This window comes from Caulobacter sp. GW821-FHT10A10, from assembly GCF_059415745.1.
Genome location: NZ_JBWKNV010000002.1, coordinates 432,174 through 458,451 on the forward strand (window position 1 = coordinate 432,174; position 26,278 = coordinate 458,451).

Annotated in this window: 21 protein-coding genes, 1 tRNA gene and 1 pseudogene; 17 read left to right on the forward strand and 6 right to left on the reverse strand. The window is 69.1% G+C overall.

What is annotated here, in order from left to right:
- Window positions 1–97: 97 nt before the first annotated feature.
- Complete coding sequence (locus AC07NS_RS06860) at window positions 98–1,687, forward strand: methyl-accepting chemotaxis protein (RefSeq protein ID WP_494602387.1); 1,590 nt, start codon at window positions 98–100, stop codon at window positions 1,685–1,687.
- A gap of 252 nt (window positions 1,688–1,939) precedes the next feature.
- On the opposite strand, the gene AC07NS_RS06865 is transcribed toward AC07NS_RS06860, so the two are convergent.
- Window positions 1,940–2,251, reverse strand: a complete 312-nt coding sequence (locus AC07NS_RS06865) for a hypothetical protein (protein WP_494602389.1) — start codon at window positions 2,249–2,251, stop codon at window positions 1,940–1,942.
- A gap of 301 nt (window positions 2,252–2,552) precedes the next feature.
- Between AC07NS_RS06865 and AC07NS_RS06870 the strand changes: the two are divergent.
- From AC07NS_RS06870 to AC07NS_RS06930, 13 genes and pseudogenes are all read left to right on the forward strand, one after another.
- A pseudogene (locus AC07NS_RS06870) lies at window positions 2,553–4,570 on the forward strand (methyl-accepting chemotaxis protein).
- Window positions 4,570–4,854: an STAS domain-containing protein gene (locus tag AC07NS_RS06875; protein WP_370443997.1), complete on the forward strand. Its 285-nt coding sequence runs from the start codon at window positions 4,570–4,572 to the stop codon at window positions 4,852–4,854. Before AC07NS_RS06870 ends, AC07NS_RS06875 begins: the two are co-directional and overlap by 1 nt.
- Window positions 4,851–5,216: a response regulator gene (locus AC07NS_RS06880; RefSeq protein ID WP_058347355.1), complete on the forward strand. Its 366-nt coding sequence runs from the start codon at window positions 4,851–4,853 to the stop codon at window positions 5,214–5,216. The genes AC07NS_RS06875 and AC07NS_RS06880 overlap by 4 nt, the downstream gene beginning before the upstream one ends.
- 57 nt (window positions 5,217–5,273) lie before the next feature.
- Window positions 5,274–7,595, forward strand: a complete 2,322-nt coding sequence (locus AC07NS_RS06885; protein ID WP_494602391.1) for a chemotaxis protein CheA — start codon at window positions 5,274–5,276, stop codon at window positions 7,593–7,595.
- Window positions 7,596–7,599: 4 nt separating this feature from the next.
- The gene (locus AC07NS_RS06890) at window positions 7,600–8,064 is read left to right on the forward strand and encodes a chemotaxis protein CheW (RefSeq protein ID WP_110118616.1); all 465 of its coding nucleotides are present in this window, start codon (window positions 7,600–7,602) and stop codon (window positions 8,062–8,064) included.
- Window positions 8,064–8,942 (forward strand): CheR family methyltransferase, encoded by an 879-nt coding sequence (locus tag AC07NS_RS06895; protein ID WP_494602393.1) that lies wholly within the window; start codon window positions 8,064–8,066, stop codon window positions 8,940–8,942. Before AC07NS_RS06890 ends, AC07NS_RS06895 begins: the two co-directional genes overlap by 1 nt.
- A gap of 2 nt (window positions 8,943–8,944) precedes the next feature.
- Complete coding sequence (locus AC07NS_RS06900) at window positions 8,945–9,973, forward strand: protein-glutamate methylesterase/protein-glutamine glutaminase (protein ID WP_110118614.1); 1,029 nt, start codon at window positions 8,945–8,947, stop codon at window positions 9,971–9,973.
- A gap of 4 nt (window positions 9,974–9,977) precedes the next feature.
- Window positions 9,978–10,367 carry a response regulator gene (locus tag AC07NS_RS06905; RefSeq protein ID WP_007675655.1) on the forward strand — a complete coding sequence of 130 codons (390 nt, stop codon included), beginning with the start codon at window positions 9,978–9,980 and terminating at the stop codon, window positions 10,365–10,367.
- On the forward strand, window positions 10,364–10,942 hold the full coding sequence (locus AC07NS_RS06910; RefSeq protein ID WP_110118613.1) for a chemotaxis protein CheD: 579 nt from the start codon (window positions 10,364–10,366) through the stop codon (window positions 10,940–10,942). Before AC07NS_RS06905 ends, AC07NS_RS06910 begins: the two co-directional genes overlap by 4 nt.
- Window positions 10,943–10,947: 5 nt before the next feature.
- Window positions 10,948–11,337, forward strand: a complete 390-nt coding sequence (locus AC07NS_RS06915) for a DUF8776 family protein (RefSeq protein ID WP_494602396.1) — start codon at window positions 10,948–10,950, stop codon at window positions 11,335–11,337.
- 7 nt (window positions 11,338–11,344) lie between these two features.
- Window positions 11,345–11,947, forward strand: coding sequence for a response regulator (locus AC07NS_RS06920; protein ID WP_494602398.1), 603 nt, complete (start codon window positions 11,345–11,347; stop codon window positions 11,945–11,947).
- A complete protein-coding gene (locus tag AC07NS_RS06925) occupies window positions 11,944–12,399 on the forward strand; it encodes a chemotaxis protein CheE (protein WP_110118610.1) in 456 nt (151 codons plus the stop codon). The genes AC07NS_RS06920 and AC07NS_RS06925 overlap by 4 nt, the downstream gene beginning before the upstream one ends.
- A 266-nt stretch (window positions 12,400–12,665) precedes the next feature.
- The gene (locus AC07NS_RS06930) at window positions 12,666–15,515 is read left to right on the forward strand and encodes a TonB-dependent receptor (protein WP_494602399.1); all 2,850 of its coding nucleotides are present in this window, start codon (window positions 12,666–12,668) and stop codon (window positions 15,513–15,515) included.
- Window positions 15,516–15,593: 78 nt separating this feature from the next.
- Here AC07NS_RS06930 and nagA read toward each other — a convergent pair whose 3' ends face one another.
- The 3 genes from nagA to AC07NS_RS06945 all read right to left on the reverse strand — a co-directional run bounded on the left by nagA (window position 15,594) and on the right by AC07NS_RS06945 (window position 18,571).
- Window positions 15,594–16,730 carry an N-acetylglucosamine-6-phosphate deacetylase gene (gene nagA / locus AC07NS_RS06935; protein ID WP_494602401.1) on the reverse strand — a complete coding sequence of 379 codons (1,137 nt, stop codon included), beginning with the start codon at window positions 16,728–16,730 and terminating at the stop codon, window positions 15,594–15,596.
- The gene (locus tag AC07NS_RS06940; RefSeq protein WP_494602834.1) at window positions 16,730–17,737 is read right to left on the reverse strand and encodes an SIS domain-containing protein; all 1,008 of its coding nucleotides are present in this window, start codon (window positions 17,735–17,737) and stop codon (window positions 16,730–16,732) included. The genes nagA and AC07NS_RS06940 overlap by 1 nt, the downstream gene beginning before the upstream one ends.
- A gap of 93 nt (window positions 17,738–17,830) precedes the next feature.
- Complete coding sequence (locus tag AC07NS_RS06945) at window positions 17,831–18,571, reverse strand: GntR family transcriptional regulator (protein WP_110133439.1); 741 nt, start codon at window positions 18,569–18,571, stop codon at window positions 17,831–17,833.
- Between the two features lie 271 nt (window positions 18,572–18,842).
- Between AC07NS_RS06945 and ptsP the strand changes: the two genes are divergently transcribed.
- A complete protein-coding gene (ptsP, locus tag AC07NS_RS06950; RefSeq protein WP_494602403.1) occupies window positions 18,843–21,359 on the forward strand; it encodes a phosphoenolpyruvate--protein phosphotransferase in 2,517 nt (838 codons plus the stop codon).
- Window positions 21,360–21,364: 5 nt separating this feature from the next.
- Window positions 21,365–23,101 carry an N-acetylglucosamine-specific PTS transporter subunit IIBC gene (gene nagE / locus AC07NS_RS06955; RefSeq protein WP_494602405.1) on the forward strand — a complete coding sequence of 579 codons (1,737 nt, stop codon included), beginning with the start codon at window positions 21,365–21,367 and terminating at the stop codon, window positions 23,099–23,101.
- 129 nt (window positions 23,102–23,230) lie between these two features.
- Here the strand turns inward: nagE and AC07NS_RS06960 are convergent, their stop codons facing one another.
- Window positions 23,231–24,439: an MFS transporter gene (locus AC07NS_RS06960; RefSeq protein ID WP_494602406.1), complete on the reverse strand. Its 1,209-nt coding sequence runs from the start codon at window positions 24,437–24,439 to the stop codon at window positions 23,231–23,233.
- Between the two features lie 201 nt (window positions 24,440–24,640).
- Here AC07NS_RS06960 and AC07NS_RS06965 point away from each other — a divergent pair, with 201 nt between their 5' ends.
- A complete protein-coding gene (locus AC07NS_RS06965; protein WP_494602407.1) occupies window positions 24,641–25,648 on the forward strand; it encodes a LacI family DNA-binding transcriptional regulator in 1,008 nt (335 codons plus the stop codon).
- Between the two features lie 397 nt (window positions 25,649–26,045).
- On the opposite strand, the gene AC07NS_RS06970 is transcribed toward AC07NS_RS06965, so the two are convergent.
- Window positions 26,046–26,135, reverse strand: a tRNA-Ser gene (locus AC07NS_RS06970).
- Between the last annotated feature and the right edge of the window lie 143 nt (window positions 26,136–26,278).

The following is a 26,278-nucleotide window of genomic DNA, read 5'->3' on the forward strand; positions in this document are numbered from 1 at the left end:
GCGGCGGTATGACGCGCTCATAACGGGAAAAGTTGTACTGCGATTAACCATCAGCCGTGAGATTTAACCCCGATATTCAAGACCGGGGATACGGCAGATGAGCCAGGACTACGCACTGAGTGACCGCGTCGCGTTCATGGGCCTGGATGACCGGGCCCGGGCGTCTCTGCGGGCGCTGCGTCCGCTCATCGAGCGAGAGATCGGCCCGGCGCTGGCCGGCTTCTACGACAAGGTCAAGGCCACGCCCGAGACCCGCAGGTTCTTCGGCGACGAGCGCCACATGGACGCGGCCGGCTCGCGCCAGAAGTCGCACTGGGGCGTGATCGCCCAGGCCGAGTTCAGCGACACCTACGTCAAGGCCGTGCGCACCATCGGCGAGACCCACGCCCGCATCGGTCTGGAGCCGCGCTGGTACATCGGCGGCTACGCCATGGTCAGCGAGCACCTGGCGCGGGCGGCGATCAAGGAGGCCTGGCCCAAGGGCTTCATGGCCAAGGGCGACGGCGCCGACAAGGCCGGCGACGCCGTCTCGGCCCTGATCAAGGCCGTGATGCTCGACATGGACTTCGCCATCTCGATCTATCTCGAGACCATCGAGAACGAGCGCAAGCGCCTCGAAGAAGTGCGTCAGGCCAATGAGCGCAGCCAGGCCGTGGCGGTCCAGGCCCTGGGCGAGGCGCTGGCCCGCCTGGCCGAGGGCGACCTGGCCTCGCGCCTCGACATTGAGGTCGCCGCCGACTTCCAGAAGCTGAAGGGCGACTTCAACGCCGCCGTGGCGACGCTGGAGGAGGCGATGGCCGCCGTAACCCAGGCCAGCGACGGCATCCGCATGGGCGCCGACGAGATCGGCGTCGCCGCCGACGACCTGTCGCGCCGCACCGAACAGCAGGCCGCCAGCCTGGAAGAGACCGCCGCCGCCCTCGACGAGATCACCGCCACGGTGAAGCGTTCGGCCGCCGGGGCCCGCAAGGCCTCCGACGTGGTGGCCGGCGCCAAGACCGAGGCCGAGCGTTCGGGCGTGGTCGTCAATGACGCCGTCGCCGCCATGGGCGAGATCGAGACCAGTTCGCGCGAGATCAGCAACATCATCGGGGTGATCGACGAGATCGCCTTCCAGACCAACCTTTTGGCCCTCAACGCCGGGGTCGAGGCCGCCCGTGCCGGCGACGCCGGCAAAGGCTTCGCGGTGGTCGCGTCCGAAGTGCGGGCGCTTGCCCAGCGCTCGGCCGAGGCGGCCAAGGAGATCAAGGCCCTGATCGGCGCCTCGTCCAAGCAGGTCGAGGCGGGCGTGGCCCTGGTCGGCCAGACTGGCGAGGCCCTGCGCGGCATCGTCGACAAGGTCGGCGAGATCGACGGGCTGGTGGGCGAGATCTCGTCCTCGGCCCAGGAACAGTCCAGCGGCCTGGCCCAGGTCAACATCGCCGTGAACCAGATGGACCAGGTCACCCAGCAGAACGCCGCCATGGTCGAGCAGACCACGGCCGCCACCCATTCCCTGAAAGGCCAGTCGGCCGAGCTGACGCGCCTGATCGGCGGCTTCAAGACCTCCCACAAGGCCGCCCCGGCCCCGGTCGCGCGGCCGACGCCGCGTCCCGCCGCGGCCGCCCGCGTGGCGTCCCGTCCCGGCGCTGCGGTCTCGCGCGGATCGACCGCGGTCGCGATCGACCAGGACTGGGAAGAATACTGAGTTTTTGTCGGTGACCGGGCGCGGCGTAGCTTAGCGCGCTCCGGATATTTCTTCGTTGCGTTCTCCCTCCTAGACCCTGGCCCGCCCTGCAAGGCGGGCCTTTTTCTTGGGCGGAGGCTGTCTAGTCTTTGGGCGCTGGTGTTCAAACAGCAAAACGCCCCCGCCGATCCGGCCGTGGCGTTTCCCGTCTGGGAGACGCCGGCCTGGACCAGCGGAGGCGCTTGAAACCCCCGTTGGGTAGGCGCGTAAGACTTACGCGCCGCCCGGGAAGCGGAACGGAACCTTCACGGTGCCGGTCTTGGCGCCCATCGGCAGCTTCTCGGCGATGCACATGGCCGCCTTGTCGAAGCCCTTGCCGGCCGCGCTGTTGTCGACGACCTTGCAGCCCGAGAGCTTGCCGGCGTCGGCGGTGCACTCGAGCATCACCTGGGCGGCGTCCTTGGTGTTGGCGAATTGCTGCAAGCAACGGCCCATTTGATCTTCGAAGCCGCCAGCGGCCGAAGCGGCCTGAGCGACGAACAAGCTGCCGGCGATTCCCGCGGCAATAGCGATCGGATATTTCATCCCGCTGCTCCTAGTATTTTTTATTCGTCCGTTGGACGTTGCGCCAACCGGACGCCTGCACCTTCTCGCAGTCGCGAGTTAAGATAGTCTGAGTCAGCGAAGAATAATCGATATTTACTTGTCGATAACCAAGGTGACTTGCGACTGGCGCCATGTCGCCGCAATTGCCCCTCTCTAGACTCAAAACGCGGGCGGAACGCGGCTGCGCACGCGCGGTTGGGAGGGGGTGCGACAAGGTGCGGCCATCGTTCTTAACCAAAGTCAGGAACTATTAGGAATCTATCGTGATGATCCGACCTCATTGCAGGCGGTCCGTGGGCACGGCCGTCGCTTGGAGGGGATCTCGAGATGAAGCGCTTTCGACTAGTCGATCTGCCGTTGATCATAAAAATCGGCTTCGCACCGGCTTTCGCCTTGGTGATGCTGGCCTTGATGGCCGGCGGGGCGATCATGATCCAGAAGAGCCAGTCCGCCGCGCTGCGCCAGGTCGTCGAGAGCGACATGGCCCAGAACATGGAGATCCTGAAGCTCTCCAAGCGCATCTCGAACATCAACGGTGAGCTCTACACCGTGATGACCCACAAGGCCGGCAACATCGACGTCGCCAAGAACGACGCCCGCATGGCCGCCGTCCTGGCCGAGACCGACTCGATCAAGAAGGACCTGGCTTCCCTGAAGTCGAAGCTTCCGGCCGCCGAGCAGCCGAAGATCGCCGAGCTGATCAAGTCGCTCGAGGAATGCCGCAGCGCCATCGACACGGTGAGCGGGATGATCGGCGTCGACTTCAACATGGCCGTCGGCTTCATCGCGCCGTTCGAAGAACAATACGCCAAGATGACGACCCAGCTCGACCAGGTGGTGGCCGCGGCCAACACCCGCGTCGCCGAGCAGGCCGCCAAGAAGCAGGCCGAGGCCGCCGCCGCGATCAGCATCACGATCGTGCTGTCGCTGATCACGCTGGCCGCCGTGGCCGCCCTGGCCTTCCTGACGGTGATGAACGTCCGCAAGTCGATCGCCGACATCGCCGGCGCCACCGAGAAGCTGTCGAAGGGCGACAACGCCATCGACCTGGAGCGCCTGACCCGCGCCGACGAGCTGGGCGCCATCGTCCGCTCGCTGAAGGTCTTCCGCGACAACCAGCTGCACCTCGAGCAGCTGCGCGCCGAGCAGGAGAAGACCGCGGCCCTGACCGCCGACGAGCGCCGCTCCAAAGAGGAGGCCGCCGCGGCCGCCGCCCGCGAGAGCGCCCTGGTCGTCAGCTCGCTGGCCGAGGGCCTGGAGCGCCTGGCCTCGGGCGACCTGACCTTCCGCGTCACCGCCGCCTTCCCGGGCGAGTACGCCAAGCTCAAGGACGACTTCAACGGCGCCATCGCCCAGCTGCAGGATACGGTGAAGGTCATCGCGGCCTCGACCGACGGCCTGCGCACCGGCGCCGACGAGATCGCCCACGCCTCCGACGACCTCTCGCGCCGCACCGAACAACAGGCCGCCAGCCTGGAAGAGACCGCCGCCGCCCTCGACGAGCTGACCGCCACCGTGCGCCGCACGGCCTCGGGCGCCCGCCAGGCTTCGGACGTGGTTTCGACCACCCGTGGCGAAGCGACGCATTCCGGTCAGGTCGTCCATCAGGCAGTGTCCGCGATGGGCGAAATCGAAAATTCCTCCAAGCAGATCAGCCAGATCATCGGCGTGATCGACGAGATCGCCTTCCAGACCAACCTCCTGGCGCTCAACGCCGGGGTGGAGGCCGCCCGGGCGGGCGAAGCGGGACGTGGTTTCGCGGTCGTCGCCCAGGAAGTCCGTGCGCTCGCCCAGCGCTCGGCCGAGGCCGCCAAGGAGATCAAGACCCTGATCTCGTCGTCGACCCAGCAGGTCTCTGCCGGGGTGAGCCTGGTCGGTCAGACCGGGGAAGCCCTGCAGCGGATCGTGGTGAAGGTCGGCGAGATCGACGCCCTGGTCACCGAGATCGCCGCCTCGGCGGCCGAGCAGGCGACCGGCCTCAACGAAGTGAACACCGCCGTCAACCAGATGGATCAGGTGACCCAACAGAACGCCGCCATGGTCGAGGAATCGACCGCCGCGACGCACTCGCTGAAGGGCGAGACCGCGGAGCTGGTGCGCCTGATCGGTCGCTTCCGTGTGGGTGAGGGTTCTGCCCAACGCTTTGAACGCCCGCGCGAAGCCGACGCCCATGTCGACTCGCCGGCCCGCAACCCCGTCGCCGAGCAACGCGCCCGGCTCGGCGCCTTCGCCCGGCCTGGCCGTGGTGGAGCCGCCGCAGCGGCCGCCCCGGTCAGCGACGGCTGGGAGGAGTTTTGATGACTGTCCTTTCGCTGCCCGAGACGCTTGATCTGAAGGCGTCGGGCCCCCTCAAGGCGGCGTTCCTGGAACGCCGCGGCGAGGCGGTCGAGGTCGAGGCCGGCAACGTCCGGCGCCTCGGCGGCCTGTGCCTGCAGGTGCTGCTCGCGGCCAAGACCGCCTGGGCGGCGGACGGAAAGTCCTTCTCTATCCGGGCCCCTTCGGAGGCCTTTGTCGAAACCACCCGTCTGTTCGGCGCCGAAGGGGCGCTTCTCTCGGCGGATATCCATGGAGTTCAATCGTGACGCGGACGGTCCTCACGGTCGATGATTCCCGGACGATGCGGGACATGCTGCGCATGGCCCTCGCCGGCGCCGGGTTCAACGTCGTCGAAGCTGTCGACGGCGAGCACGGGCTGGAAGTTCTTTCGGCCCATCGCCCCGACGTAATCATCACCGACATCAACATGCCCAAGCTCGACGGCTTCGGCTTCATCGAGGCGGTGCGGGTCGACGACGACTATCGCGCCATCCCGATCCTGGTGCTCACCACCGAAAGCGACCCCGCCAAGAAGGACCGCGCGCGTCGCGCCGGCGCCACGGGCTGGATCGTCAAGCCGTTCAACCCCGAGAAGCTGGTCGACGCCATCCGCCGCGTCGCGGCCTGACGTCTCTCTTCTTTTCGTCTCGGGTACTGAAGACTCTCTCGTTTTAGGAACGTTGGAATGGACGAGTTAGAGGCCATCAAGGTCACCTTCTTCCAGGAATGCGAGGAACTGCTCGCCGACCTCGAAGGCGGGCTCCTGGCCATGCAGGACGGCAACGACGATGGCGACACCGTCAACGCCGTGTTCCGCGCCGTCCACTCGATCAAGGGGGGCGCCGGCGCCTTCGGCCTCGAGCCGCTGGTCCGTTTCGCCCACGTGTTCGAGACCCTGCTCGACGCCGTGCGCTCCAACGAGGTGCCCGCGACCCCGGACCTGGTGGTGACCCTGCTGCGCGCCTCGGACGTGCTGGCCGACCACGTCAGCTCGGCCCGCGGGCTGGGCGACGTCGACGAGGCGGTTTCCGCCTCGATGGCCGCCGAGCTGAAGGCCTGCACCGACCCGAACGCCGCGCCGGCGCCCGTCGCCGCGCCGGTCGTGGTCGAAGCCGCCGCGTCGGTTGAAGCCGCTCCGGTCGCCGAACCGCTGATCGGCGCCGACGACGCCATGGACGACGACGACCTCGGCTTCGTCTTCGTCCCGCAGACCATCACGGTCGATGAGCAGGCGGCCGACGTCTTCGCCGCCGCCGGCAACGTCTGGACGGTGTCGATCCGTCCGAAGTCGGACCTCTACCGCAAGGCCAACGAGACCGCCCTGCTGCTGCGCGAACTGGCGCGCCTGGGCCCGATCGAGGCCACGCTGGACGCCAGCGCGATTCCGCCGCTCGAGCTGCTGGACGCCGAGGCCGCCTATGCGACCTGGACCGTCCGCCTGGAGACCGACGAGGACGAAAACGCCATTCGCGAAGTCTTCGAATTCGTCGATGGCGACTGCGACCTGGAAATCACCCGCGGCGAAGCCGTGGCGACCGACGACGCCCTGGCCGCTCTGCTGGCCGGCGCCGCCCCGGCCCCCGCGCCGGCGGTGATCGAGGCCGCCCCGGTCATCGAAACCTTCGAACCCGCGCCCATCGAAGCCGCGCCCGAGCCGGTCGCCGTCGCGCCGGTCGTCGAGGCCGCCCCGGCGCCGGTCGCCGCGCCCGCTGCGCCGGCCCCCGTCGCCGCCGCGGCTCCGGCTGCCGCTCCGGCCGCCGCCGCCAAGACCCAGCAGATCGACGTCCCGGGTCCGGGCCAGTCGGTGATCCGCGTCGATCCCGAGCGCATCGACCGCCTGATCGACCTGGTCGGCGAGCTGGTCATCAACCAGGCCATGCTGGCGCAGCGCGTCGGCGAATACGGCATCGCCCCGTCCTCCAACCTGGCCATGGGCCTCGACGAGCTGGAACAGCTGACGCGCGAGATCCAGGACAGCGTCATGGCCATCCGCGCCCAGCCGGTGAAGTCGGTGTTCCAGCGCATGCCGCGCCTGGTCCGCGAAGTCGCCAGCATGACGGGCAAGCAGGCCCGCCTGGTGATGGACGGCGAGAACACCGAGGTCGACAAGACGGTCATCGAGCGTCTGTCCGACCCGATCACCCACATGCTGCGCAACGCCATCGACCACGGGCTGGAAAGCCCCGAGGAGCGCAAGGCGGCCGGCAAGAATCCGGAAGGCGTCGTGCGCCTGGCCGCCCTGCACCGCAGCGGCCGGATCGTCATCGAGGTCTCCGACGACGGCAAGGGCATCAACCGCGAGCGCGTCCACTCGATCGCGATCAAGAAGGGCCTGATCTCGCCGGAGCTGCAGCTGACCGACGAGGAGATCGACAACCTGATCTTCCTCCCGGGCTTCTCGACCGCCGACAAGATCTCGGACGTTTCGGGTCGCGGCGTCGGCATGGACGTGGTCAAGCGCTCGGTGCAGGCCCTGGGCGGCCGCATCTCGATCACCTCGCGTCCGGGCCATGGCTCGACCTTCAGCCTCAGCCTGCCGCTGACCCTGGCCGTCCTCGACGGCATGGTGGTCGACGTGGCCGGCGAGACCCTGGTCGTGCCGCTGGCCGCCATCGTCGAGAGCCTGCGTCCGAAGCCGGAGGAAGTGCGCCCGCTGGGCCCGGTCGGCGCCGTGCTGGCCGTCCGCGACAGCTTCGTGCCGCTGATCGACGTCGGCCTGACCCTCGGCTACCGCGACAGCTCGCCGCCGCCGACCGAAGGCGTGGTGCTGCTGGTCGAGGGCGAGGACGGCTCGCGCGCCGCCCTGGTGGCCGACGCCATCCACGGCCAGCGCCAGGTGGTCATCAAGTCGCTGGAGCAGAACTACCAGCAGGTCGACGGCGTGGCCGCCGCGACGATCCTGGGCGACGGCCGCGTGGCCCTCATCCTCGATGTCGACGCGGTGATCAGCCTGCGCCGCCGCGAACCGCCCCGTCCCGTCGAACCCACTCTGATCGCCGCGGAGTAAGCCGATGACCGAAGAAATCATCACCACGGGCGAGCGCCGGGAACTGATCTCCTTCCGGGTCGGCGACCAGGAATACTGCGTGGACATCATGGCCGTCCGCGAGATCCGCGGCTGGAGCCCGGCCACGACGCTTCCGCAGTCGCCCGGCTACATGCGCGGCGTCATCAACCTGCGCGGCGCGGTGCTGCCGATCATGGACCTGGCCTGCCGCCTGGGCATGCCGATGGTCGAGCCGACCGTCCGCAGCGTGTTCATCGTGGTCAAGGCGGGCGACCGCATGATCGGCATGCTGGTCGACGCGGTGTCCGACATCCTGTCGATCACCGACGATCTCGTTCAACCGACCCCGGATCTGGCCTGCGACATGGTTCGCAACTTCATCCGCGGCATCATTTCCATCGACGGCCGGATGATCAGCGAGATCTCGCTCGATCGTCTGCTGCCCGAGCGCGAGGCCCTGGCCGCCTGATGACCTTCGCTCCTTCCTCCACTGATCGGCGCGAGGCCCTGGTCGACGGCGAGTTCGCCTTCACGACCCAGGACTTCAAGCGTATCGCCGAGATCCTGTACGGCATGGCCGGCATCAGCCTGCCCGACACCAAGGCCACGCTGGTCTATTCGCGCCTGGCCAAGCGCCTGCGCGCCCTGGGCCTGCGTTCGTTCAAGGAATACTGCGCCTTCGTGACCAGCGAGCAGGGTCACGACGAGAGCCAGGAAATGCTGCGGGCCCTGACGACCAACGTCACCCGCTTCTTCCGCGAGCCGCACCACTTCGACGACCTGCGCGCCAACATCCTGGAGCCGATCGCCGACCAGGTGCGCGCCGGCCGCCGTCTGCGCCTGTGGTCCGCCGCCAGCTCGTCGGGCCAGGAACCCTATTCGATGGCCTTCACGGTGCTGTCGGTTTGGCCCAACGCGGCCGAGCTCGACATCCGCATCCTGGGCACCGACATCGACACCAACGTGCTCGCGACCGGCCGTCAGGCCGTCTACGACGAACACCTGCTGGAAGGCATTTCGCCGGCTCAGCGGGGCCAGTTCTTCGAGCGCGATCCGAATGACCGCCGGGCCTATCGCGTCTGCGAGTCCGCCCGCCGCCTGGTCGCTTTCCGCGAACTGAACCTCAACGGCCCGTCCTGGCCGATGAAGGGTCCGTTCGACGCCATCTTCTGCCGGAATGTCGTGATCTATTTCGATGAACCGACCCAGGAGCGGGTCTGGAGCCGCTTCCAGCCTCTGCTGGCGCAGGGCGGCAAGCTCTATGTGGGCCACTCCGAACGCGTCGGCGCCAATGTGCGCGGCTTCGAGAGCTGCGGCCTGACCGCCTATCGCAAGACGGGGGTCTGACCATGCCCAAGATTCGCGTCCTCGTCGTCGACGACTCGGCGACCATGCGCGGCCTGATCACGGCCGCCCTCAACCGCGACTCCGAGATCGAGGTGGTCGGCGCCGCCGGCGACCCGTTCGAGGCCCGGGGCATGATCAAGGCCCTGAACCCGGACGTCGTGACCCTCGACATCGAGATGCCGAACATGAACGGCATCGAGTTCCTCGAGAAGATCATGCGCCTGCGGCCGATGCCGGTGGTCATGGTCTCCAGCCTGACCCAGGCCGGGGCCGAGATGACCCTGCGCGCGCTGGAGCTGGGCGCCGTCGACTGCGTCGGCAAGCCGACCACGGCCACCGGCACCGCCGAGGCCCTGGCGGAAGTCGCCGAGAAGGTGAAGACCGCGGCCCGCGCCTCGGTCCGCACCAAGGCCGACGCCGCGCCGGCACCGGTTCGCCGCGGCGCCTACGTGCCGACCGGCGACGTGGTCGCCATCGGCTCGTCGACCGGCGGGGTGGAAGCCCTGCTGTCGATCCTGACCCAGTTCCCCGAGACCTGCCCGCCGACGGTCATCACCCAGCACATGCCGGCGACCTTCACCGCCAGCTTCGCCGCGCGCCTCGACCGCGCCAGCGGGGCTAAGGTGCAGGAAGCCACCGACGGCGCGCTGCTGGAAGTCGGCAAGGTCTATGTCGCCCCGGGCGGCGCCACGCACCTGGAAGTCGTCCGCTCGGCCGGCCTGCGCTGCCGCCTGACGGCCGGCGACCCGGTCAGCGGCCACCGCCCCTCGGTCGACGTGCTGTTCCGCTCGGTGGCCCAGGCCGTCGGCGACAAGGCCGTTGGCGCGATCCTGACCGGCATGGGCCGCGACGGCGCCCAGGGCCTGCTGCAGATGCGCCAGGCCGGCGCCCGCACGGTGGGCCAGGACGAGGCCAGCTGCGTCGTCTACGGCATGCCTCGCGCCGCCTTTGAACTCGGGGCCGTGGAGAAGCAGGTTTCCCTGTCCTCCATCGGCCAATCCATTCTCGATCTGGCCTCCGCGAGGCGATAGACCCATGCCCCAAGCAAGCACCATTTCCGTTCTCGTCGTCGACGACCAGCTGACCATGCGGGCGCTGATCCGAAACGCCCTGCAGCAGATCGGCTTCAAGGACATCCGCGAGGCGCCCGACGGCGAGGAGGCTCTGAAGAACCTCCTGGCCAAGCCGGCCAACCTGGTCATCTCGGACTTCAACATGCCGAAGATGGACGGCCTGGCCCTGCTGCGCGCCGTGCGCTCGCACCCGCCGATCCGGCAGACGGCCTTCGTCATGCTGACCGGCCGGGCCGACCGCGAGCTCGTGCAGCGCGCCGTGCAGTTCGGCGTCAACAACTACTGCGTCAAGCCGTTCACCGTGCAGGGTCTGCGCGACAAGATCGAACAAGTTTTCGGGCAGCTGACATGATCGGGCGCGACTACTCCCACGACGACGAGTTGCGCGCGACCAAGGTCCACGTGACCCAGGGCGAAAGCCATGTCTCGACCGACCCGAACGTGGTGATGACCACGGTGCTGGGCTCGTGCATCGCCGCCTGCATCCGCGATCCGCAGGCCGGCGTCGGCGGCATGAACCACTTCCTGCTGCCCGACGCGGGCGACGGCCGCAGCAGCGGTAGCGGCGGCGACGCCGTGCGCTATGGCGCCTACGCCATGGAACTGCTGATCAACGGCCTGCTGAAGAAGGGCGCCCGCCGCGAGCGGCTGGAAGCCAAGATCTTCGGCGGCGGCAAGCTGTTCGACAGCCTGTCGGACGTCGGCGCCAGCAACGCGGCCTTCGCCGAGCGTTTCCTGCGCGACGAAGGCATTCCGATCGTGTCGTCCAGCGTCGGCGGCGTCTCGGCCCGCCGGGTCGAGTTCTGGCCGGTCACCGGCCGGGTGCGCCAACGCCTTGTGGCCGTCGACAATGCGCCGCAAGAAGTGCGTCGTCCCGCCCCGATTCCTCAGCCCGCGTCCAACGCCGGCGACCTGGAGCTGTTCTAGACCTCATGACCGCCACGTCGACCGCCGCCGCCGATATCATCGTTTCCCCGGATCATCAGCTTCCGGTGGGCGAGCTGTCGCGTCGGCTAGCGGCCGAGCTGGCGGCCGCGGCGATGATCTGCCGCGACTGCGAGCACGTGGCGGGCGAGCTGGCCACCGGCGGCGCGGCGCTCGAGAACATCACCCGCCTGCAGGCGCTCGACGAGCTGAGCCAGCGGCTGCACGGCCTGTCGGACGTGCTGGCCCGCATCAGTCAGCATGCGTCCGGCGAATGGAACCTGGCGATCGAGCCCCTGCTCGAAGGCCTGGGCCTGGCCGACCTGGTGGGCCGCCTGCGTTCCGACAAGGACCATGCGGGCTGGGGCGCCGAGGCCGGCGAACTCGACTTCTTCTGAGGCGTCGATGCCCGAGCCGCTAAATCCATCGACTCGGATCAATCTCGAGCGGGCCACCGTGCTGGTGCTCGACGATAATGGCGCGTCTCTGGACATCCTGTCGGGCGTGGTCTCCGGCTTCGGCGTGCGCTCCCTGCACCGCGCGGAGTCGGTCAAGGACGCCCAGGCCCTCATCAAGATCCACACCTTCGACCTGATCATCAGCGACGTGCAGATGCCCGAGGTCGACGGCTACGAATTCATCCAGTGGCTCCGCCGCGAGGGGCCCGAAACCAACCGCTATGTTCCGGTGATCCTGGTGACGGGCCACACCCGCACCTCGCAGGTGTTCAAGAACCGCGACGCCGGATCCAACTTCACCGTCGCCAAGCCGATCACGCCCAAGGTGCTGCTGGAGCGGATCTTCTGGGTGGCGCGGGAAGAGCGAGCCTTCATCGAGTGCGACAGCTATGTCGGGCCCGATCGCCGTTTCAAGCACGAGGGGCCGCCGCCGGGGACGGACGGCCGACGCAAGGACGACCTGGCGGGGGAGGTCGGCGACGCTCAGGAGCCGAACATGTCGCAGGAAGAGATCAACAGCCTGATGAAGGTCGCGAAGGTGCAGATATGACCGTCCGCAAGTTCCGGCCCCCCAACCGCCTCGCCGCCATGATCAAGGATCGCGGCGGCATCCTGGCCAAGGACGCGGTCGCCGCGGCCGAGGCCAATGTCGAGACCCTGCGCGATAGCTCGCTGGCCGCCCTGGACGAAGCCCTGGAGGCCATTGAGGCGCGCTTTGGCCCCACGGCCGCCGGTCGCGCCGGCGAGGACTTCGAGACGCTCTACACCCTGACCCTGAAGATCATCGACGTGGCCGGCTTCGCCGCCGACGCCGGGGTCGACGAGGCGGCGGTGTCGCTGTGCGCCCTGGTCGACAACTGCGCCGAGGCCGGCGCCTGGCGCTGGGACGCGGTGGACGTCCACCTTTCGGCCCTGCGCCTGCTGCGAAACGTCGGCGCCAGCCTGCCGGCCGAGCACCGCCGGGGCATGCTCGACGGCCTGCACAAGGTCGCCCAGCGCTGAAACAGCGCCCCATGAGACCCTAGCGTAGCGCCGGCGCCACGTTCGCGTCGGTCGTTGCAACTGTTACCGGTCCCACAGCTTGATACGCCCTCCAGTGTTTGTTACGCGTTAGTTGCTACCGGTGTCAGCGCATTACAAATGCGAATGACACCGGTTTCCATAATGACGGCCGAGAGCGGCCGCGTGGGAAGGACGCGCGGTCGTTTCGAAGCCACGACGGGGTCTGTGAGACCGCGTTGCAACGAAACGTATGGGAGGAGGACTGGATGTCTTACGGACATGACGCGCGCCTGCGCGCTCTGAAGATCGGCGTGTCGGCCGGCGCGGTGGCGTTGGCCCTGGCGGCCGCGGGCTCGGCCATGGCGCAGGACGCCGGTGCGACGACCGAGAGCTCCGAAGTCGAGGCGGTGGTGGTCACGGGCTTCCGCAACAGCCTGGCCAAGGCCCTCAACGTCAAGCGCGAGGAAGCCGCCGCCACCGACTCGATCCTGGCCGAGGACATCGGCAAGTTCCCCGACCTCAACCTCTCCGAATCCATCCAGCGCATCCCCGGCGTGGCCCTGGCGCGCGACGGCGGCGAAGGCCGTCAGATCTCGGTGCGGGGCCTTGGCCCCACCTTCACCCGCGTGCGCATCAACGGCATGGAAGCCCTGACGACCGCCGGCGGCGCCGACGCCTCGGGCGGCACCAACCGCGGCCGTTCGTTCGACTTCAACATCTTCGCCTCGGACCTCTTCAACTCGATCACCGTGCGCAAGACGGGCGAGGCGTCGGTGGAAGAGGGCTCGCTGGGCGCCACGGTCGACCTGCGCACCGCGCGTCCGTTCGACTACAACGGCTTCGCCATGTCGGCCTCACTGCAGGGCAGCTACAACGACCTCTCCGAGAAGGCCACGCCGCGCGGCGCCTTCATGATCTCGAACACCTGGCAGGACGGCCGGTTCGGGGCCCTGTTCTCGGTGGCCTACACCAAGCGCAAGATCCTCGAAGAGGGCAACAGCACCGTGCGCTGGGCCACGGGCAACGCCTTCTCGCCGGGCTTCGACGCCGTCAACAACGGCGCGGGCCTGCCCACCACGGTGAACCCCTCGGCCCAGGCCCTGGCCGACAACGCCGCCTTCCACCCGCGCTTCCCGCGCCTTGACCGCTTCGAGAGCGACCAGGAGCGCCTGGGCGCCACCCTGGCCCTGCAATTCCAGCCGTTCGAAGGCACGACCCTGTCGTTCGACGCCCTCTACGCCGACTTCAAGGGCACGCGCCAGGAGACCTATCTGGAGGCCCCGTCCTTCAGCACCGGCGGCGCCTGTACGGCCGCCAACGTCGCCAGCAGTTGCGGCATCGCCGACACCAACGTGACCGCGCGCACCATCGAGAACGGCGTGATGGTCAAGGGCACGTTCGACGACGTCGACCTGGCCGTCGAGAACCGCTTCGACAAGCTCGACACCAAGTTCACCCAGTTCTCGCTGACCGGCGACCACCAGATCAGCGACAACTTCACGATCCACGGCTTCGTCGGCCACTCCAAGTCGGACCACCAGAACCCGATCCAGACGACGCTGCGCTTCGACTACTTCAACGTCGACGGCTACAGCTACGACTACACCGACAGCCGTGATCCGAAGTTCAGCTACGGCAACGCGGCCCTGACCGACCCGACCAAGTGGAAGCTGACCCAGATCCGCCTGCGCCCGCAGTCGGCGGTCAACACCTACGACACGGCCCAGGCCTGGGCGGAGTACAAGCTCAACGACGCGCTCAGCCTGAGCGGCGGCCTGAACTTCAAGCAGTACGAGTTCGAGACCACCGAACTGCGCCGCACGGTCGGCACCACGACCAACCAGGAAACGGTGATCCCGGCGGCGATCGCCGCGATGTCGCTGGCCAGCTTCAGCCGACTGGCCACCTTTAACGGCGTCCAGACCATCATCCCGGATCTGGCCAAGGCCGCCAGCGCGCTGAGCCTCTACGACCAGTCGGCCTATGGCGGCGCCTTCAAGCTCGGCGCCGAGCCGTCGCTGGGCAACAACCGCGGCGTCGCCGAAGAGGATCGCGGCGCCTATCTGCAGGGCGACCTGCGCACTGAGATCGGCGGCGTCGGCGTGCGCGGCAATCTCGGCGTCCGCTACGTGAAGACCAAGCAGTACGCCCGCGGCTTCACCTATGTCGGCGGCTCGCCCGTCGGCATCACCGCCAGCCGCGAGTATGACGACACCCTGCCGGCCCTGAACCTGGTGGTCGAGCCGACCGACAACTTCCTGATCCGCTTCGGCGCGGCCAAGGTGATGTCGCGTCCGGACCTCGGCAGCCTGACCCCGGGCTCGACGGTCAGCGTCTCGGGCACCGCCCGCAGTGTCACCGCCGGCAACCCGAACCTGGATCCGTTCCGCGCCAAGACCTACGACATCGCCTTCGAATGGTACTTCCAGAGCCAGGCCCTGCTGTCGCTGGCCCTGTTCCAGAAGGACATCGGCAGCCTGGTGCAGACGGTCACCACCTCGACCACCTTCACCGGCAACCCGTTCGGCATTCCCGACAGCGTGGCCATCGCCGCCTGCGGCACGACCACCGGCTGCAGCCCCTCGGCGCAATGGAACTTCTCGACCCCGGTCAACACCGACGGCGGCAAGGTCAAGGGCTTCGAGATCAATTACCAGCAGCCGTTCAAGTTCCTGCCGGGCCCGCTGGCCAACACCGGCGTCCTGCTGAACTACACCTACGTCAAGTCGGACGTGAAGTACGTCAACTCGGCCGGCGCCGTGGTCGCCACCGGCGACCTGACCGGCCTGTCGCGCAACGGCTACAACGCCACCCTCTACTACGAGGACGCCAAGTTCAGCGGCCGCGTCTCGGCCTCGTACCGCGACAAGTACCTGACCCGCGTGCTGGGCCAGGAGAACACCACGGCCGCGCCGGTGCTCTATGACGGCACCAACGAGACCTTCAACGTCGACGCCTCGCTGCAATACACCCTGAACGACCAGTTCAAGATCACCCTGGAAGGGGTGAACCTGACCGACGAGTACCAGGACCAGTTCAGCGGCGAGCAGAACATGCCGGTGGTCTATCACCACACCGGTCGTGAGGTGCTGCTGGGCGTCCGCTACAAGTTCTAGGGCTTGGGACTTTCGCGCGCCGCCCTTGGGGGAGGGCGGCAGGGAAGGGGCGCTGGTCGGGAGACCAGCGCCCTTTTCTTATTCCCGCCCGTCGATCCAGGTGCGCACGACGTTGCGCTCGCCGTCGAGCAACACGAGGTCGGCGGCCTGGCCCGGCGCGATGGAGCCGCGCGCAGCCGATAGGCCCAGGAACGCGGCCGGGGCGGCGGCGGCCATCATCACCGCGTCTTCCAGGCCAAGGCCCAGCATGTCCACCGCGTTGCGGACGGCGCCGATCATGTCGAGGTCGGAGCCGGCCAGGGTGCCGCCGGGGCCGACGCAGACGCCGTCCTCGACGGTGATCGCCTGGCCCTGGAGGACGAAGCGCTTGTCGCTCATGCCGACGGTGGGCATGGCGTCGGTGACCAGCATGAAGCGGTCCAGCGGCCGGGTGCGCAGGGCGATCCGCAGCGTTGCCGGATCGACGTGGCGGCCGTCGACGATGATCCCGCACCAGGCCGACTGGCTCTCCAGCGCCGCGCCGACCGCGCCGGGGGCGCGGCTGGTCAGCGGCGACATGGCGTTGAAGAGGTGGGTGAAGCCGGTCAGGCCGGCGCCGAGCGCGGCGCGGACGGTCTCGTAAGCTGCGTTGGTGTGGCCGGCGGCCACCACGACGCCGGCCTCGGCCAGGCGGCCGACCATGTCCGGGGTGGTCATCTCCGGGGCCAGGGTCACCAGGGTCCTGCCACGCTTCAGCGACGACAGCAGGGCGATCGCCGCCTCGTCGAGGACGCGGAACTTGCCGGCGTCATGGATGCCCTTGCGCTGTTCGTTGAGGAACGGGCCCTCGATATGCACGCCCAGCACGCCGGGCACGCCCTGCTCGATGGCGACTTCCGTCGCCCGCATGGCCGCATCGACGACGTGCAGGTCGTCGCTGATCAGGGTCGGCAGGAAGCCGGTCGTGCCATAGGGCCGATGGGCCGCGCCGATGGCGGCGATGGTCTCCACCGTCGGGGCGTCGTTGAACAGCACCCCGCCGCCGCCGTTGACCTGGGTGTCGATGAAGCCGGGGACCAGCAGGCCGCCGGCCAGATCTTCCACGACGGCGTCGGTCGGGACGTCGGCGCGGGCCATCAGGTCGGCGATCACGCCGTCGCGCACCAGCAGGGCCTGGCCGCTGACGACGCCGGCCGGCGTCAGGATCTGAGCATTTACGAGCGCGGTGACGGGCATCAGACGGTCTGGGTCACCTTGTTGAGGTGGGGCGGGCTGTCGGGATCGTAGCCGCGCGCCACCGACAGGCCGGCGGCCATGCGGTAGAAGCTCTGCACCAGCAGGATCGGCTCCAGCAGCGGATGGCCGGACTGGCTCGGCAGGGCGGTCGCGCCTGAAACCTCGCCGCCGGCCAGCAGCACGGTCGCGCCGCGCTCGGCCAGGCCCTGGGCCATCTTCAGCGTGCTGTCGTAAGTCTCGTCCTCCTGGGCCAAAACCAGAGCCGGGAAGCCGTCCTTCACCAGGGCCATGGGGCCGTGCAGCACCTCGGCGGCGCTGAAGGCCTCGGCGTGCAGGCCGCAGGTCTCCTTGAACTTCAGGGCCGCTTCCTGGGCGACGCCGAAGCCGACGCCGCGCCCCAGCACATAGAGGTTGGTCGCGCCCGACAGCGCCGCGATCCCGGCGCTCCAGTCCTGCTCCCAGGCCGCAGCCAGGCCGGTCGGAAGCGCTTCGAGCGCCGCCGTCAGTTCCTCGTCCTGGGTCCAGGCCGCCACCAGTTGGGCGATAGCCACGAGGGCGGCGATGTAGGACTTCGTCGCCGCGACGCTCAGCTCCGGCCCCGCATGCAGCGGCAATACCGCGTCGGCCAGCGCCGCCAGCGGCGAGCTCTGGTCATTGACCAGGGCCACGGTGAAGGCGCCGCCGGCCTTGGCCGCCTCGACGGCGGCCAGCAGGTCGGGGCTCTTACCCGACTGCGAGATGGCGAGATAGAGCACCCCCTCCAGGTCCTGCGGCGCGGCGTAGACCGACGACACCGACAGCGCCGCCGACGAGGTCAGCACGCCCGCGCGGGTCTCGATCAGGTACTTGGCGAAGGTCGCCGCATGGTCGCTCGATCCGCGCGCGCAGGTGACCACGGCCCGGGGCGGGCTCGCCCGCAGGCGTTCAGCGATCGCCGCCGCCGCGTCCGCATTGGCCGCCAGCTGCCGGGCGACCACTACCGAGGCCTCGCCGGCCTCCTGGAACATGCGTGTCGCTTCGGCGGTCAGGGCTTGGAAATGGGAAAGGGGCTGCGCGGTCACGGGCCGTACTCCAGACACAAAAACAGAGAGGGGGAGGGGTCAGGCGGGGTCGTTGAGTTCGGCCACGAAGTCGTAGGTGTCGCCGCGATAGTAGGACTGGGTGATCTCGACGGCCCGGCCGTCCCTGAGGAAGCCGCGCCGCTCGACCAGCAGGCCGGCGTCCTTGGCCTTCACGCCCAGCAGGGTGGCGTGCTGCGGGGTGATCAGCACCGCGCGCAGGCGCTGCAGCGCCCGCACCGGCCGGTAGCCGGCGTCGGCCATGGCTTCGTACAGCGAGTGCTCGACCACCTCGACCGAGGGCAGGGCGAAGGCGGCGATGGTCGAATATTCGACGGCCATCGGCGCGCCGTCGGCATAGCGGATGCGGTGGAAGCGGTAGACCGGCGTGCTGGGCGACAGGCCGAGCGTCAGCGACTCCTCGGGCGTCACCGAGCCCTCCATCTTGGCCAGCCACTCGCTGTGCGGGCTGCGGCCGCGCGAGATCATGTCCTCGGTGAAGCAGGTCAGCTTGGAGAAGTTCTTCTCGACCCGCGAGGCGACGAAGGTGCCCGCGCCCTGGCGACGGGTGAGCAGGCCCTCGCTGACCAGGCCCTCCAGCGCCTTGCGCACGGTGATGCGCGAGACGTTGAAGTCCTCGGCCATGTCGCGCTCGGGCGGCAGGGCGTCTTCCGGCGTCAGGATCTTGTGCTGGATCGCCTCGCGCAGGGCGCGCTGGAGCTGCAGATAGAGCGGCGCGGAGGCGGTGGTCTCGATCGGGCCGATGCGTTCGGAGAGCAGCATGGGTTAGATTTCCATCTCCAGTGGAGCCAGGCGCCGCGTTTCGGGGCATCTCACTGCGCACATACCAATCTAAGTCCTTTTTGTCCGCCGCTTCGATCCGATAAATCGCACCAGGGCGATAAATCGCTTTTGTGTCAAACGATTTTCGGCTTCCGGTGTCGGTGTTCGTTTTTTGAGTGGTATTAAAATGGCATCTATGCTCAGCCTTCGATCAAGAGAAGCAAGCGCGCCGGGACAGGCCGCGCTGCGACAGGTTTCGGGGGAGTCGTCGATGTCGGGTCTGGTGCTTCAATCGCCTTTGGCGGGGTGGACGGGACCGTTGGAGGAGGTTCCGGACGCGGTGTTCGCGGAGCGGATGCTGGGGGACGGGGTGGCGATCGATCCGGTGGGGTCGGTGCTGGTTTCGCCTTGCGACGGAACGGTGTTGAGCGTGCACCGGTCGGGTCATGCGGTGACGATCCGGGCGGGGAACGGGGCCGAGGTGCTGATGCATGTCGGCCTGGAGACGGTGGTGCTTGGCGGGGAGGGCTTTAGCGTCCACGTCGCCGAGGGGCAGATGGTGAAGGCCGGCGATGCGCTGATCGGCTTTGATCTCGATCTACTGGCGCAGCGGGCCAAGAGCCTGATCACGCCGGTGGTCATTACCAATCCGGAGGCCTTCGAGATCGTCCGGCGGACGCAGGACGTCGAGACCCAGGCGGGCGGCTTCCTGATGGAGCTGGTGCCGGTCGGCGGCGCGGCGGTGGTCGAAACCACGGCCGAGGCCGAGATCTCCCGCGAGATCGTCGTGCCGCTGGCGCATGGCATTCACGCCCGGCCGGCGGCGCGGATCGCCGAGAGGGCGCGGGGTTTTACCGCCGAGATCGCGATCGTGGCCGCCGGCCGCCGGGCCGGCGCGCGCAGCCCGGTCGGGGTTATGGCCCTGGCCGTGAAGCTGGGCGACCACGTCTCCATCGTCGCCTCCGGGGCTGATGCCGCCGCCGCCGTCGAGGCGATCGCCGCCCTGATCGAAAGCGGCATGGGCGAGAAGGCCGGCGAGGTTCCGGCCAAGATCGAAGAGCCCCCCGTTATTCTCGCCGCCCCTTCGGATCCGGCCGAGCCGGGCGTGCTGCGCGGGGTGATGGCCGCGCCGGGCCTGGCGATCGGCCAGGCCGTGCGGCTGGCGGTGGAAGAGATCGCCGTGGCCGAAGCCGGAGCCGGCGTCGCCGCCGAACTGGCCGCCCTGGATACGGCCCTGGACACCGTCCGCGCTCGCATCGCCTCGGCCGCCGAGACCGGCGAGGCGGCGCGCAAGGCGATCCTGGCCGCGCACCTGGCCTTCCTCGAAGACCCCGAACTGACCGCCGCCGCCCGCAAGCTGATCGGCGAGGGCAAGAGCGCCGGCTTTGGCTGGCGGCGCGCCGTCGGCGGCTATGTCGAGGCGCTGAAAGGCCTGGGCGACCGCCGCCTGGCCGAGCGGGTCGATGATTTGATCGATCTGGAGCGCCAGGTGCTGCGGGTGCTGCTGGGCCTGGAGGAGGAGGGTGTGCGGGCCCTGCCGGCCGGGGCGATCCTGCTGGCCGACGAGCTTCTGCCCTCGCAACTGATGGGCGTGGATCCGGCCCGGGTGGCCGGCTTCGCCACCGCCCGCGGCGGCCCCACCTCGCACGTGGCCATCCTCGCCGCCGCCATGGGCCTGCCGGCCCTGGTCGCGGTCGGTCCCGGCGCGCTGGAGATCGCCGACGGCACGGCCCTGATCCTCGACGCCGAAGGGGGCAAGCTGCGCGTGGCTCCCGACGCCGACGCCCTGGCCCAGGCCCAGAGCGCCATCGCCGCCCGCCACGAGCGCCGCGCCGCCGCCAAGGCCGCCGCCCATGAAGCCAGCACCATGGCTTGCGGGACCCGGATCGAGGTGTTCGCCAATGTCGGCTCGGAGAAGGACGCGCTGGCCGCTACGGCCAACGGCGCCGAAGGCTGCGGCCTGCTGCGCACCGAGTTCCTGTTCCTCGACCGCGAGACCCCGCCCAGCGAGGACGAGCAGGCCGCCCAGTACCAGGCCGTCGCCACGGCGCTCGAAGGTAAGCCGCTGATCGTGCGCACGCTGGACGTCGGCGGCGACAAGGCCGCCCCCTATCTGCCCATCCCGGCCGAGGAGAACCCGGCGCTGGGCCTTCGCGGCGTGCGGGTTTCCCTGTGGCGGCCGCACCTGCTGAAGACCCAGCTGCGCGCCATCCTGCGTGTTCAGCCGCTCGGCCAATGCAAGATCATGGTCCCGATGGTGGGCAGCCTCTCGGAACTGCGCGCCGTCCGCGCCGTGCTGGAGGAGGCCAGGAAGGAGCTGGGGATCACCGAGCGCATCGAACTCGGCGTGATGATCGAGACCCCGGCCGCCGCGGTCACCGCCGACCTGATCGCCGCCGAGGCTGACTTCCTCTCGATCGGCACCAATGATCTCACCCAATACGTCCTGGCCATGGACCGGGGTAACCCCGAACTGGCCGCCCGCATCGACGCCCTGCACCCGGCGGTGCTGCGGATGATCGACCAGACCTGCAAAGGCGCCGCCAGACACGGCCGCTGGGTCGGCGTCTGTGGGGGGCTCGCCTCGGACCTTGCCGCCGTACCCGTGCTGCTGGGCCTGGGCGTCACGGAACTCTCCGCGACGGCGTCGATCGTGCCGGAGGTGAAGGCCCTGGTGCGCACCCTCGAGCTTGCCGCCTGCCAGACCCTGGCCGTCCAGGCCCTGGACCAGACCTCGCCCGAGGCGGTCCGTGATCTCGCTAAATCCTTCCAGCAAGCTGGAGCCTGACGCCGATGAAATCGCCGCTCGAAATCCTCCAGCCGCTCGGCCGGGCCCTGATGCTGCCGATCGCGGTGCTGCCGGTGGCGGGCCTCTTGCTACGCCTTGGCCAGCCGGATCTGCTGAACATCCCCTTCATCGCCGCCGCCGGCGATGCGATCTTCGCCAATCTGGGCCTGCTGTTCGCCATCGGCGTCGCCGTCGGCCTGGCCAAGGAGAACAACGGCGCGGCCGGGCTGGCCGGCGTCGTCTGCTTCCTGATCGCCACCGAGGGCGGCAAGGCCCTGCTGCACGTGCCGGCCGACACCACGGCGGGTCTGGCCGAAGCCCACGCGGCCCTGGCCGGGGCGGCCTACAAGGCCAAGGCCCTGTCCAAGCTCAGCGTGCCGATCGGCATTCTCTCCGGCGTCATCGGCGGGCTGTTCTACAACCGCTTCTCGGGCTTCAAGCTGCCGGAGTACCTGGCCTTCTTCAGCGGCCGGCGCTTCGTGCCGATCGTGGCCGGCCTTGCGGGCCTCCTGATGGCCGGGCTGGTGGGCCTTGGCTACGACGCCATCAACGGCGGGGTGGATGCGGCCAGCCGGGCCATCGTCGGCTCGGGGCAGTGGGGTTTGCTGGTCTATGGATTCCTGAACCGCATCCTGATCGTCACCGGCCTGCACCACATCCTCAACAACATCGCCTGGTTCGTGATCGGCGACTTCCATGGCGCGACGGGCGACCTGCGACGGTTCTTCGCCGACGATCCGACCGCCGGCGGCTTCATGAGCGGCTTCTTCCCGGTGATGATGTTCGGTCTGCCGGCCGCGTGCCTGGCCATGCTGCACACCGCACGCCCCGAGCGCCGCAAGGCCGTGGCCGGCATGCTGGCCTCCCTGGCCCTGACCTCGTTCCTGACCGGGGTGACCGAGCCGATCGAATTCAGCTTCATGTTCCTGGCCCCGGCCCTCTACGCCGTGCACGCGGTGCTGACCGGGGTCTCCATGGCGCTGATGAACCTGCTGGACGTGAAGCTTGGCTTCACCTTCTCGGCGGGCCTGTTCGACTACGTCCTCAACTTCGGCAAGGCCACGCACCCGCTCTTCCTGCTGCCGATCGGGGCGGTCTATTTCGCCGTCTATTACGGCCTCTTCCGGTTCTTCATCCTCCGCTTCGACCTCAAGACCCCCGGCCGCGAGCCGGAGGAGGAGGCCGCCCTGCTCAACGCGGCTCCGGCCCCCAGCGCCGGCGGCCGTGGCGCGGACTTCGTCGTCGCCCTGGGCGGCTCGGCCAACCTCGTCAGCGTCGACGCCTGCACCACCCGCCTGCGGCTGATCGTGGCCGACCAGAAGGCCGTCGACGAGCCGAGGCTCAAGGCCCTGGGCGCGCGCGGGATCGTGCGTCCCTCCGACAAGGCCCTGCAGGTGGTGCTCGGCCCCATCGCCGACACCGTCGCCGGCGAGATCCGCGACGCCGTCGGGGCGGGGGTGGTTGCGGCTCCCGTCGCTACGCCGGCCAAGGCCGCTTCCGACCCGGCCACGGCCCAGGCCCTGCTGCCCGGCCTCGGCGGAGCGGCCAACCTCGCCGCCGTCAGCGCCTGCTCCAGCCGCCTGCGCCTGGAACTGGCCGATCCGTCCAAGCTCGACGAAGCCGCGCTGAAGGCCGCTGGGGTGCGAGCGCTGGTGCGGCTCGACGGGCCGGTCGTGCACCTGGTGCTGGGGCCAAACGCCGAGGCCGTGGCGACCGCGCTGGGGGAGGCGGGGGCCGTCTAGCGCGCTCACCTCTTCCGTCAAATCCCCGCGAAAGCGGGGACCCAGGCTGTTTCTGTATCCACCGCGCTCGACGATAAAACACCTGGGCCCCCGCTTTCGCGGGGGTTTTACGGGGGAGGGGGCTGCCTATCAGGCGGCAGCCGGCGCCTCGGTCTGGCGGCGGTCGTCCCAGACGGCGATGGCCCAGACCACGAAGCCGCCCAGGGCCAGGGCGCAGCCGACCCAGCCGGTCGAGCGCCAGCCGAAGCCGCTGGCGACGGCCAGGCCGGCCAGCCAGGGGCCAAGCGCGTTGGCGGTGTTGAAGGCCGAGTGGTTGAGGGCGGCGGCCAGGGTCTGGGCCTCGCCCGCCACGTCCATCAGGCGGGTCTGCAGCGCCGCGCCGAGCCCGCCGCCGCAGCCGATCAGGAACACCACCGGGACCAGGGTCCACAGGCTGCCGACGGCCAGCGGGTAGAGGGCCAGCGAGGCGGCGCTCCACAGCAGGATGACGCCGACGGCCGGCATCAGGGCGCGGTCGGCGGCCCAGGCGCAGACCAGGGTGCCGGCGGTCATGCCCAGGCCGAACACCATCAGCACCAGCGGCAGGGCGGCCGGCGAGGCGTGGGTGACCTCGACCAGGGTCGAGGCCAGATAGGTGTAGACCGCGAACATGCCGCCAAAGCCGATGGCGCCGATGCCCAGCGTCAGCCAGACGCGGCGGCTGGCCAGGGCCGACAGTTCGCGCAGGGGGCTGGCGTTCTTCGGCGCGGGCTCGCGCGGGGCCAGCAGATAGACCGACGCTGCGGTCAGGGCCGCCAGGGCCGCGACGATGACGAAGCCCCAGCGCCAGCCGATCCATTGGCCGACGGCGTTGGCCAGCGGCACGCCGACGATGGTGGCCACGGTCAGGCCGATCATCACCCGCGCCACGGCCGAGGCGCGCTTGTCGGGTGCCGCCAGCGAGGCGGCGACCAGCGCCGCGACGCCGAAATAGGCGCCGTGCGGCAGGCCGCTGAGGAAGCGGAACAAGACCATGGTCTCGAAGTTCGGCGACAGGGCCGACAGGCCGTTGCCGACCGCGAACAGCACCATCAGCCCGACCAGCAGGGTGCGGCGGGCGATCCTGGCGGCCAGCACGGCGATGATCGGCGCGCCGACCACCACGCCCAGGGCATAGGCGCTGATGGCGTGGCCGGCGGTCGGCTCGTCGACGCCCAGGGTGCGGGCGAAGTCGGGCAGCAGGCTCATCGAGGCGAACTCGGTGGTGCCGATGGCGAAGCCGCCCAGCGCCAGGGCCAGTTGGACGAGCGCGGCGGAGGGGGCGCTGCGGGCGTTGGCGGTCGCGGAGGGGACGCTCATGGCGGGCCTTGTCGGAACGAAGGGCGGCTCAGCCGGTCACGCACGCGCCTATCGCCCGCCCGGGCGGATCCCGGCGGACGTGGCGCGCGGTTAGGGCCGCGCTGCGGTTTGGTCGAATGTGTGCATAGCTATTCACTCGCCAGCCGACGCGCAACCCTCTAAACAGGGCGGCGTGGGGAAAAGGGTGCGAAGGATCGCCGCATGAGCGGGAACTGGCGGCCGCCGTCGTCGATCGACGTGGCCAAGGCGGCGGGCGTGTCGCAGTCGGCCGTGTCGCGCGCCTTCACGCCGGGCGCCCGGATCGCAGAGGCCACGCGCGCCAAGGTGATGGCGGCCGCCGAGGCCCTGGGCTATCGGCCCAACCTCTTGCCCAAGATCCTGCAGACCAACCGCTCGGGCATCGTCGCCGTGGTCGTGGGCGGGTTCTACAATCCGTTCTTCGCCATGACCCTGGAGGCCTTCTCCCAGGCCCTGACGGCGGCCGGGCGGCAGATGCTGCTGGTGCGGGTCGAGAGCGACCGCACCCTGGACGGCGTGGTCGGCCAGCTGGCGGGCTATCGCGTCGACGCCGTGGTCTCGGCCCTGGCCCTGACTTCGCGGGAGGCCGCCGACCAGCTGTCGAAGCTGCGCATTCCGATCGTCACCCTGAACTCGGATCTCACCGGCGACTGGATCCGTTCGGTGTCGTCCGACAACTTCGCCGCCGGCGAGGCCGCGGCGCGGCTGCTGCACGAGCGGGGCGGGCGCCGGTTCGGCTTCGTCGCCGGCCCGGCCGACAGCCCGGCCCAGGTCGCCCGCGAAGCCGGTTTCGCCCATGGCCTTGCGAGCCTTGGCCTGCCGCCGGCCGTGCGGGCGGGCGGCGGCTACGACTACGCCAGCGGCGCCGAGGCGGCGCGGACCCTGTTCGCGGCGGCCGAGCGCCCCGACGCCCTGTTCTGCGCCAACGACCTGGCGGCCTTTGGCGTGATCGACACCCTGCGCGACGCTTTCGGTCTGAGGGTTCCGAACGACGTGTTGGTCGTCGGCTACGACAATCTCGACATGGCCGCGTGGTCGCCTTACCGCCTCACCTCGTTCGACCAGGACCTCGAGGGCCAGGTGGCCACGGTGATGGAGCTGCTCGACCTGGAAGCGGGCGCCGAATGCGTGGCCCGCGTCGCGCCGTCGCGGCTGATCGAGCGCGAGAGCACGCGACGAGCGGACATATAAAGCCAGAGGGCGCAGGCTGGGCTCGTTGTGCGAGTCCGGCGCCGCGCTGAAAGGTAGACTCAGAGCTCAATGCCGAGCTGGGCGAAAACGTGATCGAGTGTGCTGCCGACGACGAGAGGCTCAGAGCCCCCGACATAAATCTCAACCGCTCCTGGCAGGCTGGCGGATTCTGCGACGGCGGCCACTAGCGCGGGATTGATCAAGATCGGGCGCTGATATCCGTCTGCACTAAGAAACATAACAAATCCCACCTTGGCGGCCTCTCTCTAACTGCTTAGTTGCAGACGGTAGAGTGATCGCTGAAGGTGAGGCGCACAACTACGGACTAAGCTGGTGTGTGGGCGCGCAAAGAGGCCGATGGCACTCTTCTTAAATGTGGTCGATTTTCAGGGGGTAATGGCGGAGAGGGTGGGATTCGAACCCACGGTGCCCTTCCAGGCACGCCGCATTTCGAGTGCGGTACATTCGACCACTCTGCCACCTCTCCAGGGGGTCTTCGTGGCTGGCTTGGGGCCGGCCTTGAGTGAGGGCGGGATACCTATCCGCGCCGCCGAAAGAGCGCAAGAGGCTGTGATGCGCTTTTCTGTCTCAGGGCGAAATTTCCTGCGTCGGGCGGCGGCTTGATCCGGG

Excerpts from the sequence above, each read along its gene's own strand:
- AC07NS_RS06860 (WP_494602387.1), top strand. The coding sequence starts at position 98 with ATGAGCCAGGACTACGCACTGAGTGACCGCGTCGCGTTCATGGGCCTG.
- AC07NS_RS06865 (WP_494602389.1), bottom strand. The coding sequence starts at position 2,251 with ATGAAATATCCGATCGCTATTGCCGCGGGAATCGCCGGCAGCTTGTTC.
- AC07NS_RS06875 (WP_370443997.1), top strand. The coding sequence starts at position 4,570 with ATGACTGTCCTTTCGCTGCCCGAGACGCTTGATCTGAAGGCGTCGGGC.
- AC07NS_RS06885 (WP_494602391.1), top strand. The coding sequence starts at position 5,274 with ATGGACGAGTTAGAGGCCATCAAGGTCACCTTCTTCCAGGAATGCGAG.
- AC07NS_RS06890 (WP_110118616.1), top strand. The coding sequence starts at position 7,600 with ATGACCGAAGAAATCATCACCACGGGCGAGCGCCGGGAACTGATCTCC.
- AC07NS_RS06895 (WP_494602393.1), top strand. The coding sequence starts at position 8,064 with ATGACCTTCGCTCCTTCCTCCACTGATCGGCGCGAGGCCCTGGTCGAC.
- AC07NS_RS06900 (WP_110118614.1), top strand. The coding sequence starts at position 8,945 with ATGCCCAAGATTCGCGTCCTCGTCGTCGACGACTCGGCGACCATGCGC.
- AC07NS_RS06905 (WP_007675655.1), top strand. The coding sequence starts at position 9,978 with ATGCCCCAAGCAAGCACCATTTCCGTTCTCGTCGTCGACGACCAGCTG.
- AC07NS_RS06910 (WP_110118613.1), top strand. The coding sequence starts at position 10,364 with ATGATCGGGCGCGACTACTCCCACGACGACGAGTTGCGCGCGACCAAG.
- AC07NS_RS06915 (WP_494602396.1), top strand. The coding sequence starts at position 10,948 with ATGACCGCCACGTCGACCGCCGCCGCCGATATCATCGTTTCCCCGGAT.
- AC07NS_RS06920 (WP_494602398.1), top strand. The coding sequence starts at position 11,345 with ATGCCCGAGCCGCTAAATCCATCGACTCGGATCAATCTCGAGCGGGCC.
- AC07NS_RS06925 (WP_110118610.1), top strand. The coding sequence starts at position 11,944 with ATGACCGTCCGCAAGTTCCGGCCCCCCAACCGCCTCGCCGCCATGATC.
- AC07NS_RS06930 (WP_494602399.1), top strand. The coding sequence starts at position 12,666 with ATGTCTTACGGACATGACGCGCGCCTGCGCGCTCTGAAGATCGGCGTG.
- nagA (WP_494602401.1), bottom strand. The coding sequence starts at position 16,730 with ATGCCCGTCACCGCGCTCGTAAATGCTCAGATCCTGACGCCGGCCGGC.
- AC07NS_RS06940 (WP_494602834.1), bottom strand. The coding sequence starts at position 17,737 with ATGTTCCAGGAGGCCGGCGAGGCCTCGGTAGTGGTCGCCCGGCAGCTG.
- AC07NS_RS06945 (WP_110133439.1), bottom strand. The coding sequence starts at position 18,571 with ATGCTGCTCTCCGAACGCATCGGCCCGATCGAGACCACCGCCTCCGCG.
- ptsP (WP_494602403.1), top strand. The coding sequence starts at position 18,843 with ATGTCGGGTCTGGTGCTTCAATCGCCTTTGGCGGGGTGGACGGGACCG.
- nagE (WP_494602405.1), top strand. The coding sequence starts at position 21,365 with ATGAAATCGCCGCTCGAAATCCTCCAGCCGCTCGGCCGGGCCCTGATG.
- AC07NS_RS06960 (WP_494602406.1), bottom strand. The coding sequence starts at position 24,439 with ATGAGCGTCCCCTCCGCGACCGCCAACGCCCGCAGCGCCCCCTCCGCC.
- AC07NS_RS06965 (WP_494602407.1), top strand. The coding sequence starts at position 24,641 with ATGAGCGGGAACTGGCGGCCGCCGTCGTCGATCGACGTGGCCAAGGCG.